The organism is Sorangium sp. So ce117 (assembly GCF_051524395.1).
Taxonomy (GTDB): domain Bacteria; phylum Myxococcota_A; class Polyangia; order Polyangiales; family Polyangiaceae; genus Sorangium; species Sorangium cellulosum_B.
Genome location: NZ_CP150309.1, coordinates 5,965,686 through 5,980,761, shown reverse-complemented (window position 1 = coordinate 5,980,761; position 15,076 = coordinate 5,965,686). Strand labels below are relative to the sequence as shown.

Annotated in this window: 8 protein-coding genes; 4 read left to right on the top strand and 4 right to left on the bottom strand. The window is 71.6% G+C overall.

What is annotated here, in order from left to right:
• Positions 1 to 172 precede the first annotated feature (172 nt).
• On the bottom strand, positions 173 to 1,549 hold the full coding sequence (locus WMF46_RS22280) for a DUF5939 domain-containing protein (RefSeq protein WP_437987426.1): 1,377 nt from the start codon (positions 1,547 to 1,549) through the stop codon (positions 173 to 175).
• 127 nt (positions 1,550 to 1,676) lie between these two features.
• Positions 1,677 to 4,424 carry a bifunctional acetate--CoA ligase family protein/GNAT family N-acetyltransferase gene (locus tag WMF46_RS22275; RefSeq protein ID WP_437987425.1) on the bottom strand — a complete coding sequence of 916 codons (2,748 nt, stop codon included), beginning with the start codon at positions 4,422 to 4,424 and terminating at the stop codon, positions 1,677 to 1,679.
• Between the two features lie 185 nt (positions 4,425 to 4,609).
• Between WMF46_RS22275 and WMF46_RS22270 the strand changes: the two genes are divergently transcribed.
• Positions 4,610 to 6,217, top strand: coding sequence for a pectinesterase family protein (locus WMF46_RS22270; protein WP_437987424.1), 1,608 nt, complete (start codon positions 4,610 to 4,612; stop codon positions 6,215 to 6,217).
• A 70-nt stretch (positions 6,218 to 6,287) separates the two neighbouring features.
• Positions 6,288 to 7,361: a mannonate dehydratase gene (gene uxuA, locus WMF46_RS22265; protein WP_437987423.1), complete on the top strand. Its 1,074-nt coding sequence runs from the start codon at positions 6,288 to 6,290 to the stop codon at positions 7,359 to 7,361.
• Between the two features lie 52 nt (positions 7,362 to 7,413).
• Here uxuA and WMF46_RS22260 read toward each other — a convergent pair whose 3' ends face one another.
• The gene (locus tag WMF46_RS22260) at positions 7,414 to 11,076 is read right to left on the bottom strand and encodes a hydantoinase B/oxoprolinase family protein (protein WP_437987422.1); all 3,663 of its coding nucleotides are present in this window, start codon (positions 11,074 to 11,076) and stop codon (positions 7,414 to 7,416) included.
• 311 nt (positions 11,077 to 11,387) lie between these two features.
• Here WMF46_RS22260 and WMF46_RS22255 point away from each other — a divergent pair, with 311 nt between their 5' ends.
• Positions 11,388 to 12,197, top strand: a complete 810-nt coding sequence (locus WMF46_RS22255; protein WP_437987421.1) for a hypothetical protein — start codon at positions 11,388 to 11,390, stop codon at positions 12,195 to 12,197.
• Between the two features lie 166 nt (positions 12,198 to 12,363).
• Entirely contained in the window at positions 12,364 to 13,965 is a 1,602-nt protein-coding gene (locus WMF46_RS22250; protein ID WP_437987420.1) for a protein kinase domain-containing protein, read from the top strand.
• Between the two features lie 6 nt (positions 13,966 to 13,971).
• Here the strand turns inward: WMF46_RS22250 and WMF46_RS22245 are convergent, their stop codons facing one another.
• Positions 13,972 to 14,916, bottom strand: coding sequence for a LysR family transcriptional regulator (locus WMF46_RS22245; protein ID WP_437987419.1), 945 nt, complete (start codon positions 14,914 to 14,916; stop codon positions 13,972 to 13,974).
• Positions 14,917 to 15,076: the final 160 nt, after the last annotated feature.

The window sequence follows — 15,076 nt, the reverse complement described above, 5'->3', positions numbered from 1 at the left end:
TCGTATTCTCTCTCGGCGCGTGCTGGGCGGCTCGGTCTGTCCTCATCACGTGCAAGATTTTCTACGCCGCGCAAGGCGTGCGTGGTTCGCTGATGCGATCGGCCGGAAGACGCCGAGCGCGCCGCGGGCCGTGCACAGTCAGCGGGTCCGGTGCGTCGGAGACGCGCGCGGGTCAACGCGCAGCCATGCCGGGAAAACCCGCCGAGTGTACGGTCCGGGTCCCCTCGATTCCCTTCAGGTCGACGTGCGAGGCGCGCGGTGGCGTCCAGCCCTCATCGGTGAGCAAGCCGACGAACTCGGCGTCGGCGGCGAGCGGCGCGGAGACGGTGAGCTCGCCGCCTGCAGAGACGCCGAGCATGCGCGCCGCCGTGTTCACGGTGCGACCGAAGTAGTCGAGTCGCTGGTTCAGGTTGACGAGCAACGCCGGGCCGCGGTGCATGCCCGCCCGGAGCACGAGGCGCTCGCCCTCGGGCCGGCCGGCGTTGCGGCCGAGCATGCCGCGCATGGCTGCGCTCAGCGCCGTCACCGCGGACCGCTCGTCCAGGAAAGTGGCCATGACCGCGTCGCCGATCGTCTTGACCACCGCGCCGCCCTGAGCTTCGACGGAGCCAATCACGATGTCGAAGTGATCGCGCACCAGGTTGTACGCGGGGGCGTCGCCGATCCGCTCGTACAGCCGCGTGGAGCCGCACAGATCGGTGAAGACGACGAGGACCGATCGGACCGTCAGCCGCTCCCGCGCTGACAGCACCATGCCGCCGAAGTAGCGCCGGTACTCCGGCACGTGGAGCAGCTCGAGCCCGCTGAGCCGCCGCGGCAGGCTGGCCGGATCGAGCTCGTCCTTCAGGACATCGTGATGAACGATGAAGCCGCACTGCGGCCAGCCGACGTTGGTGAGCGCGATCTTGAGCGGGCCGGGCCGCACCACGAGCTCCGTCACGTCGAAGTGGGGTCCCGCGAGCTGCGAGATCGCGACGGCCTGCACCTCGTCCGTGGGCTCACCCTCGACGCGAAGGATGCCCTTGGCGCGGGTCAAGGGGCAGAAGTAGCGGTAGCGGCCGGCGGTGAGCACCTCGGTCGCCGTCACGGTCTCGCCGAGCGCGGCGGTCATGCCATAGCGGGGGTGGAGCGCCGACGGCGGCTGGCAAACCGGAGGGAAGCCGAGGTCCTCGATGGACCGGCCGAGCGAGAACGTCACCTCGACGCGCGCCGAGATGTCAACGTCGAAGGAGTACTCGCACATCGGGCAGAACGAGACGGCGGCGGCCGTGGCGAGATCGTCGATCGCCTCGGCCAGCATGTTGCAATGGCCGCAGTGGACGTCCCAGTGCATGTCGAAGAGGCCAGTCTGGGTGCCGTGCAGCAGGACGCGGATGACCGCGTGCGCGTCGAGCGCGGTGTCCGCCGCGACCACGTGGGGGTTGATACGGTAGCGACGGATGAGCGGCGCGTCGTGGAGCCATCGCTCGACCGCATCGATCTCGCCTGCGTTCACGGGATGCTGCTGCCTGAGCCGCTCGAACAGGGTCTTCAGACGGTGGGTGTCCATGGCTGCTCCCCGAGCATGCGCATGCCTCGCAGGCGGCGGGAAGCGCCACGTGCGTGCCCGGCCTCGCCGCCCCCCACGTTCCCACGGGGGCTCCAGCAGCGCGGCTGTCGCACAGGACCTATCGCGCCTACAGCGTCAGCTCCGCCCTCGCGGTCGAGTCCCCGATCTCGCGGGTCACCCGGAAGCCGAGCTTCTGCGCCACGCGCTGCATCTCCACGTTCTCGGCCAGGATGTCGGCGCTGATGCGGGAGAGCCCCTCGTCGCGGCCGATCTGGACGAGGAGGCCCAGCAGCCGGGAACCGAGCCCCTGCCTCTGGTGCTCGTCGCTGATCAGCAGGGCGAACTCCGCGTCGCGCGTGCCAGGCAGCTTGCTCAGCCGGCCGACGCCGATGATCTGCCTCTGCGCGCCGCCCGCGGGCGGCTTCTCGACGACGAGCGCCATCTCGCGGTCGTAGTCCGCGAAGCAGACGCGCGTCAGCCGCTCGTGCGCGGTGCGCAGGTCGAGCTGCATCGGGTAGAAATACCGGAGCCGCACGGTCCGCTCGGACAGCTTCTTGTGGAACTCGACCATCTGCGGCTCGTCCTCGGGGCGGATGGGCCGAATCGTGAACGACGCCTGCCCGTCCTTGCTCTTGAGCTCCGTCACATACTGCGTCGGATACTCGCGGATCGCCGACCTGGGGAGCGCGGACTCCGGCGTGTCGGGCGGGTGCAGGACGACGCGGGCGTCGAGGGCGATGGCCCCCTCCGCGTTCACGGAGAGCGGGTTGATGTCGATCTCGCTTATCCATCGCTGCTCGATCACGAGCTGCGAGAACCTCACGAGCAGGTGCTCGAGCATCGTGAGGTCCACCGGCTTGCGGCCGCGCACGCCCTGGAGCGCGCGGTAGATCCTCGTCTGCTCCATCATGCGCCGCGCCAGCGTCGCGTTGAGCGGCGGCAGGCCGAGCGAGCGGTCCTTGAAGATCTCGACGAGCTGCCCGCCGGCCCCGAACAGGAGCACCGGGCCGAACTGCGGATCGATCGAGCTGCCGAGGATGATCTCGTAGGCGTCCTTCAGCGAGATCATCGGCTGGACCGTCACGCCCTGGAAGTGCTGCGCGCCGGCCAGGCGCGAGACGCTCTCCTGGATCTCCTCGAACGCCCTGCGTACGGCGTCATCGTCGCGCAGACCGAGCTTCACGCCGCCCACGTCGGTCTTGTGGGTGATCGTTGCGCTGTACAGCTTGAGGACGGCCGGATACCCCATCTGCCTGGCCGTCGCCACGGCCTCGTCCGCGCTCCTCGCGACGGCCGTCGGCACCGTCGGGATGCCGTACGCCGCCATGAGCTGCTTCGACTCCACCTCATCCAGGAGCGTCCGGCCCGACGCGCGCACGCCGGCGATGAGCTCCCTGGCCCTCTCGCGATCGACGTTCAGCGCCCGCTCGTCCGTGCTCGGCGTCTCGTACAGGGCGCGGAGGGCGTACGCGTAACGGAACATCGAGCAGAACGCGCGAGCGGCGGTGTCGGGGTACTCGAACGTCGGGACCCCGGCGCGGTTCAAGATGGCTTTGCCCGCCTCCACCTCCACGCCGCCCATCCAGCTGGCGAGGACGGGCTTGCCGTCGACGTGCGCGTGCTTGCGCAGCGCCTCGGCGGTCTGGGTCGGCTCGGTCATGTCCTGCGGCGTGAGGATGACGAGCACGCCGTCGTTGTTCGGGTCCTTCGCGCAGATCTCCAGGGCCTTCGCGTAGCGGTCTTCGCCGGCGTCGCCGAGCACGTCGACCGGGTTGTTGCGGCTCCACGCGGCGGGGAGGAAGCCGCTCAGCTCGCCAAGGGTCTCCGCCGAGAGCGGCGCCAGCTCGCCGCCGTTCGCGACGAGCGCGTCCGCCGCCAGCACGCCCGGGCCGCCGGCGTTGGTGACGATGCACAGCCGGTTGCCGCGGGGTCGCGGCTGCTTGGCCAGCGTCTCGGCCATGGAGAACAGGTCCGCGATGTCGTTCACGCGCAGCACGCCCACGCGCCGGAACGCCGCGTCGAGCACCTCGTCCGAGCCGGTGAGCGAGCCGGTGTGCGAGGCGGCCGCCTTCGCCGCCGCCTCGCTGCGGCCTGGCTTGATCACGATGATCGGCTTGGTGAGCGCCACCTCGCGGGCGGCCGACAGGAACGCTCGCGCGTCGCGCGGGTCGCCGATCGACTCCATGTAGATGAGGATGCTGCTCGTCTTGGGGTCGTTGCCGAGGTGGTCGATCAGGTCGCCCCAGCCGACGTCGAGCATCGAGCCGACGCTGACGAACGCGCTGAAGCCGACCTGCTCCTTGAGGCTCCAGTCGAGCACCGCGGTGCAGAGCGCGCCGGACTGGCTGATGAACGCGACCTTGCCCGGCCGCGCCTGCCCCTTCGCGAACGTCGCGTTGAGCCCGCCGATCGGGTTCATGACGCCGAGGCAGTTCGGGCCGATGATGCGCATCTTCCCGCGGGCGCGCTCCATGATCTGTCGCTCGAGCTGGACGCCCGGGGGGCCCATTTCCTTGAAGCCGGCCGAGATGATGATCGCGCCGGGGACGCCGGCGTCCACGCATTCGCCGATGAGGCCCGGCACGCTCCCGGCGGGCGTGACGAGGACCGCGAGATCCACCTTCGCCGGCACGGCCGCGATGCTCGGATAGGCCTTGATGCCGAGGACGCTCTGCCGCTTCGGGTTCACCGGATAGACGGTGCCGCCGAACGGGTTGCTGATCAGGTTCCAGAGGAGCGTGCGACCGACGGCGCCGCTGTTCTCCGTCGCGCCGATGACCGCGACGTTCCGCGGCCTGAAGATGGGGTCGAGGCTCTGAGGCTCCTGACGAAGGACATCGTGGGCGCGGTCGGTCATGGGTACGGAGTCAGCCATGAAGCTCCTCGAGGGTGGATGGGGCGAACGCACCAGGGGCCGTTGCGCGGGAACGACGATGGCCGTCGTGCCACACGGCCGGCCTTGGTGCATGGGGAGTCTCTGCGAACAGAGCAGGGGCACGTTCCGTGCCCTGAGCTCAGATTGCCAGGCCGCGCAGCGCCTTGATACCCTGCGCCGGCGATATGATCCGCTCTCGACTTTTTCTCTTCGGGCTCCTCGGTCTGTGTTCGATCGCCTGCGAGGGCGCTGGGACGGCGGACGACACAAGCGCCGAGGCGTCCAGCGGCGCCTCGACCGGCGGCGCCTCGACCGCCGGCGCTTCGACCAGCGGCGGATCGACCGGCGGCGGGTCGACCAGCAGCGCGGCTTCGGGCGGCAGCGGGTCGACCAGCAGCGCGGCGTCGGGCGGCGCGGGAGAGGGCGGCGCCGGCGCGGCCGGCGGCGGCGGCGGCGAGGGCACGGGCGTGAGCCAGGGCGGCGGCGGCGCGGGCCCGGTCGACCTCCCAGCCGGCGTGAGCGCGCTGTTCCCCGCGCCGGGCGCCCGGGGGCTGTGCCCGGATCCGCCGCTCCGTATCACGTTCCCCGGCGCTCCGAAGCTGGGCAGCGCGGGCGCCGTTCGCGTGTTCAACGCCGCCCGGCCGGGCGCGGCCGTCGCGACGGTCGACATGGCCTCGATGACCGTGAGCGCCACGATCGGCGGCCGGACGTTCAACGTACCTCGCCCGGTGTACGTGGACGGCAACGATGCTGTCGTGTCCTTGCCGTCGCGCGCGCTCGACTACGGCCAGTCCTATTACGTCACTGTCGACCCCGGCGCCATCGTCCCCCCGGGGGGCGGCTCGTTCGCGATCGCGGACGCGACGGCGTGGCGCTTCGACACGGCGGACGAGGGCCCATCGAGCGTCTCGTCGCTCGATGTGGCGCTCGACGGCTCCGGCGACTTCTGCTCCGTGCAAGGCGCGCTCGACGCGGTCCCGGCGAACAACAGGGACAGCGTGCTCATCACCGTTCAGCGCGGGACCCACCACGGGGTCGTCTACTTCGAGGGCAAACACAAGATCACGCTGCGCGGGGCTGATCGCAAAGGCACGGTCCTCTCGGGTACGAACAACAACAACCTGAACCCGAGCACCAGGGGGCGCGCGCTCGTCGGCGCCGACAAGGTGAGCGATCTCATCATCGAGAACCTCACAATCCACAACCTGACGCCGCAGGGCGGCTCCCAGGCCGAGGCGCTGCGCCTCCAGGACTGCGACAGGTGCGTCGTGCGCGACGCCGACATCCTGAGCCTCCAGGACACGCTGCTCTGGTCCGGGCGCCTCTACGCGGACAACTGCACGATCGCGGGCAACGTCGACTTCGTGTGGGGCACGGGCGCGGCGTATTTCAACCGGTGCGAGATCAAGACCGTCGGTCGATCCGGCTACAACGTCCAGGCGCGCAACGGCGACGCCGGCTACGGCTATGTCTTCGTCGACTCGCGCATCACGAGCGACGCGGGCATCACGGGGAACACGCTGGCGAGGATCGACGTGAGCCAGTATCCGGCGAGCCACGTCGCGTACGTCAACTGCACGCTCGGCAGCCACATCTCGCGGGCGGGGTGGACGATCACGGGCGGGTCTCCTCCGCGCACCCTCCGCTTCTGGGAGTACCAGAGCCGGGACGCGGATGGACGCCTCATCGACACCAGCGGGCGTGTCGCCGGATCGACGCAGATCTCCGCGCAGCAAGCGGCGATGATGCGCGATCCAGCGGTCGTGCTCGGCGGCTGGGTCCCTCCGAACTGAGCCGGCCGCGCGGCGCATCGAACCCTGAGCTCTGCACGGGATGTCCCGTGACGCTGGAAGGACAGAAACGATGAAGATGACCTTTCGCTGGTACGGCGAGAACGACCCCGTGAAGCTCGAGTACATCCGTCAGATCCCGGGCATCTACGGCATCGTCTCGGCCATTTACGATGTGCCGGTGGGCGAGGTGTGGCCGGTCGAGCGGCTGCAGGCGCTCAGGGCGCGCGTCGAGGGCGTCGGCCTCCGGTTCGAGGTGGTGGAGAGCGTGCCGGTGCACGAGGACATCAAGCTCGGCAAGCCGACCCGCGAGCGGCTGATCGACAATTTCTGCCAGAACATCCGCAACTGCGCGGCCGCCGGCGTGAAGGTGATCTGCTACAACTTCATGCCGGTCTTCGACTGGACCCGCACCGAGATGGCCAGAGAGCTGCCCGACGGCTCGCTGACCCTGGCCTTCGACGCCGCGGCGGTGGCCGAGATCGACCCGGAACAAGGCATCTCGCTGCCCGGCTGGGACTCGAGCTACAAGCCGGAGCAGCTCCGCGCCGTCCTCGAAGAGTACAAGAACGTCGGCGAAGGGGCGCTATGGGAGCACCTGGAGCACTTCCTCCGGCGCATCATCCCGGTCGCCGAGGAGGTCGGCGTCCGCATGGCCATGCACCCGGACGACCCGCCCCGGCCGATCTTCGGCCTGCCGCGCATCGTCAAGAACCGGGACGACCTGATGCGCCTGGTGAAGACCGTCGACTCTCCGGCCAACGGCATCACGCTGTGCTCTGGCTCGCTGGGCGCCGATCTGTGCAACAACATCGTATCGCTGGTGCGCGAGTTCGGCGGCATGGGCCGCATTCCGTTCGGGCACCTGCGCAACGTGGCGGTCCAGGAGGACGGCACCTTCTTCGAATCTGCCCACCTGTCCTGTGAGGGCTCGCTCGACATGGCCGCCATCGTGAAGGCCTACCATGACGTCGGCTTCGACGGCTATGTGCGCCCCGACCACGGCCGCATGATCTGGGGTGAGACCGGCAAGCCCGGATATGGCCTGTACGACCGCGCGCTGGGCCTCGTGTACCTCAATGGGCTGTGGGAGGCGACGTGCAAGCTCTCGCCCGGGCCCGCTGCCAAGGCGCCTGCCCCTGGATGAGCGGGTGAGCGGGTAGGGGAGCAGGACGCCGCGACACCAGCGGAACGCGCCCTCACGCGGGCACCGGCGCTCCGTACCCGCCGCCCCCCGGCGTCTCGATCACGAACACATCGCCGCTCCCCATCTCGACCGATCCGATGTGCCCCAGCACCTCGACCGAGCCGTCCGCGCGCACCACCAGGTTGCGCCCGGGCGCGCCCGCCTGCCCGCCCGCCAGGCCGAACGCGGCCGTCGAGCGCCCGTTCGACAGGATCGACGCCGTCATCGGCTCCAGGAAGCGCACGGCGCGCGTGCCGCCGTTCCCGCCAGGAAAGCGCCCGGCCCCGCCCGAGCCCTCGCGGATCTCGTAGCGATCCAGCCGCACCGGGAAGCGGTGCTCCAGCACCTCCGGATCCGTCAGGCGCGAGTTCGTCATGTGCGTCTGCACGACGCTCGTGCCCGCAAACCCGCGCTCGGCGCGCGTGCCACCGCCGCTCCCGCCGAGCTCGATGCCCGCCCCCGAGCCGCCCGAGATCGTCTCGTAGTACTGGAGCCGCTCGTTGCCGAACGTGAAGTTGTTCATCGTCGGCTGGCTGCTCGCGAGCACGCCGAGGGCCCCGTACAGCGCGTTCGTGACGCAGGTCGACACCTCGACGTTGCCCGCCACCACCGCGGCCGGGGGGCGCGGGCTCAGCATCGAGCCCTCGGGGATGACGACCTCGATCGGCTTCAGGCAGCCCGCGTTGAGCGGGATGTCGTCGTCCACGAGCGTGCGGAAGACGTAGAGCACCGCGGCCATCGTCACAGCGCGTGGCGCGTTGAAGTTGTTCTCCATCTGTCCGGATGTGCCGGTGAAGTCCACGACCGCCGCGCGGCGCTCCCGGTCGATCCGGAGAGCCACCTCGATCGTCGCGCCGTTGTCGAGCGGCAGCGAGAAGCGCCCGTCGTGGAGGAGCGCCGGGTCGAGCCGCGCGATCGCGAGGCGCACGCTCTCCTCGGCGTTGTCCTGCACGTGCTTCATGTACGCCTGCACCGTCGGGAGGCCGAACTGCGCCACCATCGCGGCGAGCTCCTGCGCGCCCTTCTCGTTCGCCGCGATCTGCGCGCGCAGGTCGGCCAGGTTCTGCTGCGGGTTGCGCGCCGGGTACGGCCCTCCGCCGAGCAGCGCCAGGATCTCCGCCTCGCGGAGCCGCCCGGCCTCGACCAGCTTCACGTTGTCGAGGAGGACGCCCTCCTCCTCGATCGTCCTGGAGAACGGCGGCATCGAGCCCGGCGTGATGCCGCCGATGTCCGCGTGATGGCCGCGCGACGCCACGTAGAACAGCACGCGAGCGCCCGCCTCGTCCCACACCGGCGTGACCACCGTCACGTCCGGCAGGTGGGTGCCGCCGCGGTACGGATCGTTGAGCGCGTAGACGTCCCCCGGCTTCATCCCCGGGTTCCGCGCGATCACGGTCTTGATCGACTCGCCCATCGAGCCGAGGTGCACCGGCATGTGCGGCGCGTTCGCGATCAGGCTGCCCTCCGCGTCGAACAGCGCGCACGAGAAGTCGAGCCGCTCCTTGATGTTGACCGAGTGGGCGGTGTTCTGGAGCCGCAGGCCCATCTGCTCGGCGATGTTCATGAACAGGTTGTTGAACACCTCCAGCATCACCGGGTCGACCTCGGTGCCCACCGCGCGCCGCTCCGGGCGCGGCGCCACCCGGGTGAGCACCATGTGGCCGAGCGCGGTGATCTCGGCCCGCCATCCCGGCTCGACAACGGTCGTCGCGTTGGCCTCGGCGACGATGGCCGGCCCGTCGATCACCGCGCCGCGCCCGAGCCGCTCGCGCCGGTAGAGCGCCGCGTCGTGGAACGCCCCCTCGGCGTACATCCGCGCCCGGGCGTCGGCCTCGGGGCGGTGCGGGCGCGCCTCCGCGGGCCGCTCCTCGGCGGCCTCGCCCGGCCCGATCGCCTCCACGGAGACGCTCTCCAGGACGAGCGCCTTGTCCGGCATCAGGAACGCGAACCGCCCGCGGTAGGCCGCGTCGAAGGCGGCGCGGATCGCCTCCGCGCTGCCGTCGGGCACGACGAGGGCGGTATCGGTGCCCTCGTAGCGCACGTGGACGCGCCGGACGAGCCGCACCCGCTCCGGCGAGGACCCTTGCCCCACGAGCTCGGCCTCCGCGTCGCGGCCGATGCGCGCGAGCGCCTCGCGCGCCGCAGCGAGCCCTGCCTCGTCGAGGCGCCGCTCCACGGCGGCCTCGCGGATCGCGCTCTGGTCCGAGAGGCCCATGCCGTAGGCGGACAGGACCCCCGCGAGCGGGTGGACGAAGACGCGGCGCATGCCGAGCGCGTCGGCCACGGCGCACGCGTGCTGGCCGCCGGCGCCGCCGAAGCATTGCAGGGTGTACTGGGTGACGTCGTGCCCGCGGGCCACGGAGATCTTCTTCACCGCGTTGGCCATGTTCGCGACGGCGATCTGCAGGAAGCCCTCGGCCAGCTGCTCGGGCGTGATCGGGCGCGACGTGTCGCGCTGCACGTCGGCCGCCATGGCCCGGAAGCGCTGCTCGACGACCTCGAGGTCGAGCGGCGCGTCGGCGCCCGGGCCGAACACGTGCGGGAAGAACTCCGGCTGGATCTTGCCGAGCATCACGTTCGCGTCGGTGACGGCCAGCCGCCCGCCGCGGCGGTAGCACGCCGGCCCCGGGTTCGCGCCGGCCGACTCCGGCCCCACGCGCAGCCGCGCGCCGTCGAAGCCGAGGAGCGAGCCGCCCCCCGCGGCCACGGTGTGGATGCTCATCATCGGCGCGCGCATCCGGACGCCGGCCACCTGCGTCTCGAAGGCGCGCTCGAGCTCGCCGGCGTAGTGCGACACGTCGGTCGAGGTGCCGCCCATGTCGAAGCCGATCACCTTCTCGTGCCCGCCCGCGAGCGCGGTGCGCACCATACCGACGATGCCGCCCGCCGGGCCGCTCAGGATCGCGTCCTTGCCCTGGAAGCGGCCGGCCAGCGTCAGCCCGCCGCTCGACTGCATGAAGTAGAGCGGCACGCCGGGCATCTGGCTGGCCACCTGCTCGACGTAGCGGCGCAGGATGGGCGACAGGTACGCGTCGACCACCGTTGTGTCGCCGCGCGAGACGAGCTTCATCAGCGGGCTCACCTCGTGCGACGCGGAGACCTGGGTGAAGCCGACCTCGCGCGCGATCTCGGCCGCCCGCCGCTCGTGCGCGGCGAACCGGTAGCCGTGCATGAAGACGATCGCGCAGGCGCGGATGCCGGCCTCGAACGCCTCCGAGAGCGGGCCGCGCAGCGCCTCGCCGTCGAGCGGCTCGGCCACCTCGCCGCGCGCGCCGACGCGCTCGCGGGCCTCGATCACGCGCTCGTAGAGCAGATCGTGCAGCGCGATATGGCGATCGAACAGGCGAGGGCGGTTCTGGTAGCCGATGCGAAGCGCGTCGCGGAAGCCGCGCGTGGTGACCAGCACGGTGCGGTCCCCCTTGCGCTCGAGCAGCGCGTTCGTGGCGACCGTGGTGCCCATCTTCACGCACTCGACCTCGGCGGCAGAGATGACCTGACCGGGCGCGAGGCCGAGCAGGCGGCGGATCCCCTCGACCGCCGCGTCGGCGTACTGCTCCGGGTTCTCCGACAGGAGCTTGGCGGTGGTGAGCGAGCCGTCGGGCCGCCGGGCCACGACGTCCGTGAACGTGCCTCCGCGATCGATCCAGAACTGCCACTTGTGCGAGGTCGAGGTCATGGAACCCACTCCTTGCCGGCCGCCTCCTCCGCCGCGCTCCGCCCCGTCCTGCCAGCCGAAGGGCTGCAAGACTAAGTTTTCATTGAACAATCTTCAACCTTCGGGAGGGTGGCCCCCCCATGCCGATGGAAGCTCGCAGCATCCCGCCGCGCGCAAGGGGGGCGCCGCGCCGTCGCCCCGCGCGGCCTGCCGCCTCGCCGCGGTCCCATGGCAGCGTGCGTCCGCCCGGGAACCGGCGTTCAGCGCTGTACAACCGTTCGTGCGGCGTGATAAGCGCTCCATCAGCCCTCGAAACGAGAGGATCTGCTCGAATGTCCAGCAAGCAACCTCCTCCGCACGTCACCGCCGCCCACGCGGCGGGTCTGGCCGCGCTGCTCGGCGCGACGGACGCTGCCGCGGAGAACGAGCGCGCGGGGAGGGCGGAGCGGCACTTCGAGCGGTCACGACAGGCGCGGTCCACGCGACCCGAGCCGCGCGCGAAGCCCGCCGCTGGCCCCCTCCCGCCGGGTGGCCCGTCGAACGCGGGGCGCGCGCGGGAGTACGTGCGCGCCGCGCCGACGCGCTCGCCGGTGCTGAACGCGTTCCTGAGCGAGCTCGGCACGGAAGGCGAAGCGCTCGTGCCGGCGAACGTCCACGTCTTCGACGAGCACACCCTCGCGCCCAGGCTCGTCGAGCTCGCGCGCCAGCGGGTGGTCTCCATGCTGCTCGCCGTGGGCAGGACCGAGGTGGCCCTGACCCTGGCGCAGATGCCGTCGATCACCAACGAGCGCGCCGCGCGGCTCTTCATGCGGCAGGCGGTCCACGTCGGCGGCGATCTCGGGGCGATCACGGGCGACTACGCGCGGCACTACCGGCGCTCGGGGGCGCCGGAGCGCGACGACCAGCGCGCGGGCTGCATCATGGCCGCGTTCGCGGGACGCCTGAGCGCCATGGCGGAGAAGCTCCTCGGCCCGCACGTGCGCGCCGAGCTGCGCGCCGCCCTGGAGGCGCTGACGTCGCAGGGCAGTCCTCCCGCGCGGCGGGCGCGCGCGAGCGATCTCCGCGCGCCGCAGGGCGCCGGGCGAGGCGCCCCCGCGACGGCGGACGCCGCGAGCTCGGCGACACGGCCGAGGCGCAAGTAGGCGGCGCGCGGCGCTGCGATCCGGTCGAGCCGCAAGCAAGCGGCGCGCGGTCCGGGTCGGATCCTGTTGCCGTGGGGTCGTTCGTTTGCTTCGTTGGGCGCGAGGCGCCCCGGCTGCTCGACTCTGAGCCCCTGGGGCGCGCGTTCCCAGCGAGAGGCCGAGGCTCATGAATTCGCTCGCAGAAGGCAGCGTCGTCGCCGGAAGATACCGCCTCGAGCGGATGCTCGCGCGGGGCGGGATGGGGGCGATCTGGGTGGCCCGGCACCTCCAGCTCGACGCCACGGTCGCGGTCAAGCTCATGGCGCCCGAGTACGCCGCCTCGTCCGCCGCGCGGGCGCGCTTCGAGCGGGAGGCGAGGGCCGCGGCGCAGCTCAAGATACCGAACGTCGTGCACGTGCACGATTACGGTCTCGAGGGCGACACGCCTTTCCTCGTGATGGAGCTCCTCGACGGCGAGGATCTCGAGACGCGGCTCTCGCGGGAGGGGCGCCTCTCCACCGCGGCCACGCTCGGCATCGTCACGCAGGTGTGCAAGGCCCTGCGTCGCGCGCACGAGGCGGGGATCGTCCACCGCGACCTCAAGCCCGCGAACCTCTTCCTCTCGCGGCAGGACGAGGACGAGCTCGTGAAGGTCCTCGACTTCGGGATCGCCAAGGCCCAGGGCACGCTGCTGGCCGGCAACGAGACGAAGACAGGCACGCTCGTCGGCTCGCCCTATTACATGAGCCCCGAGCAGGTGCGCCGCAGCAAGACCCTCGACTGGCGCAGCGATCTCTGGTCCGTCGGCGTGATCGCCTATCGCTGCCTCACCGGCCGTCTCCCGTTCCCGGGTGAAGAGATCGGCGAGGTGTTCGTGGCGATCTGCACGGAGGATGTCCCCCTCGCGTCCAGCGTCGTGCCGGAGCTCGGGCCCGCAGTGGATGGGTTCTTCTCGCGCGCGCTCGCGCGCGACCCGGCGCATCGGTTCCAGGGCGCGAGCGAGCTCGCCGAGGCGCTCGGCGCGGCGGTCTCCGCGGCGGGGTCGGAGCCCCGACCTCTCCAGCCGTCGGTTCCCGCGGAGGGCCCGCCTCCGCTGCTCGCCGTCGCCGGCGGCGCGCCGGCGGCGAGCCCAGATGCGATCGGGGCGCGTCCAGACGCGTCAGGGACGGGTCCAGACGCGATCGGGGCGCGTCCAGATGCGATCGGGGCGCGTCCAGATGCAGCGAGCCCTGGAATGATGGGACCGAGCCCCGGCACGATGGGCGCCGCCTCCAGCGCGTCAATGCCCACGCTGCGGCACCAAGCAGGGTCCCCCTTCCACGGCTCTCCGAGCGGTGGCGCCTCGGAGGGCGCGGCGCCGGCGTTCCAGGGGTCCATCAGCACATTGACGTCGGCAGGAAACACCCTCGCCCCGCGGAAAGCCGACAGCCGCCGCGCCTGGATCTCGCTGGCCCTGGGCGCGAGCGCGCTCGCCCTGGGGCTCGTCACTTACGCGGTCCTTCGCGCTCCCGCGCCGGACGGCGAACCGGCGTCGCGGCCCGACCCGGCGGCCTCGCCTGCCTCCGCGCCCGCGCTGCCCGCAGCCGCGCCGTCGACCGCGTCACCGGAGCCTCCGCCGCCCTCCCACAGCGCGACGGCCGCGCCGGGCGCGACAGCAGCCTCCGAGGCGCCGACCAGCGCGCCCGCGCCCGTGCGCACGCCGCCGGCGGTGTCATCGTCCGCCAGAAAACGGGCGCCGCTGCCCCCGAGGCCCCGGATTCCTCGGGACGATCCTACCGAGCACATGTGAGCCTCCTCATGCGCTGCTCCGAGCAGCGCCCGCTCCGTCCTCCTGCCGGTTGCGCAGCGCAGGGCTCATGCGCTCACGCACGAGGTCGAGGAACACCTTGACCTTCGGCGACAGGTGTCGCGTGCCGGGATAAACGGCGTGGAGCGGCACGTCGGCCGGGCTCCACCCGTCGAGCACGCGCGAGAGGCGCCCCTCGCGCACGTCCAGCTCGCAGCGCATGGCGGGCAGCATCCCGATGCCCACGCCCGCGAGCACGATCCGGTGGAGCACCTCGAGGTTGTTCGCCGTCGCCCGCGGCGTCACGCGCACCTCCGCGCGCCGCGCGCCACGGTGGAGCACCCACCGCGCGCCGGGCGGCTCCCCCGCGCGCGCCCCCGCGGACACGAGGACGTCGTGGCCCGCGAGGTCCTCCGGCGCGCGCGGGGCGCCGCGGCGCGCGATGTACCCGGGGGCCGCCACGAGGCAGCGCGGGAGCGCCCCGAGGCGGCGCGCGACGAGCGAGGTGTCGCTGGGCGCGCCGATCCGCAGCGCCGCGTCGAACCCCTCCGCGACGAGGTCGACGATGCGATCCGTACAGACCACCTCCACGCTCGCCTCGGGGTGATCGCGCAGGTACTCCGCGACCACGCCGCCGATCCACCCGAAGTGCAGCGGCGCCGTGATTCGCAGGAGCCCGCGCGGCCCGTCCTGCATCTGCGTCACGGCCCGGTCCGCGTCGTCGACGTCGGCCACGATGCGCGCGCAGCGCTCGTAGTACACGGCGCCGACGTCCGTGAGGCTGAGCTTGCGCGTGGTCCGCCGGAGCAGCTGCGCGCCGAGCCGCGCCTCGAGCTCGGACACCTTCCGGCTCACCGTCGACTTCGGCATCCCGAGCTCGCGCGCAGCCCGCGTGAAGCTGCCCGCCTGGACGACCCTGGTGAAGACCGCGATCTCGTTGAGGTCAGGCAACATCGAATTGTTCCAGCTATCGAACTGTTCTTCCTGCAGGTCAACACTAATCAAGGCCGTGGAACAGTCGTAGGTTCTCTCCCGGACGGGCGGCTCGGCGCGATGGAGACGCGACGGCTCACGCGCGGCGCGCAGGTTGATCCGAGGAGTCCACATGGAAGGA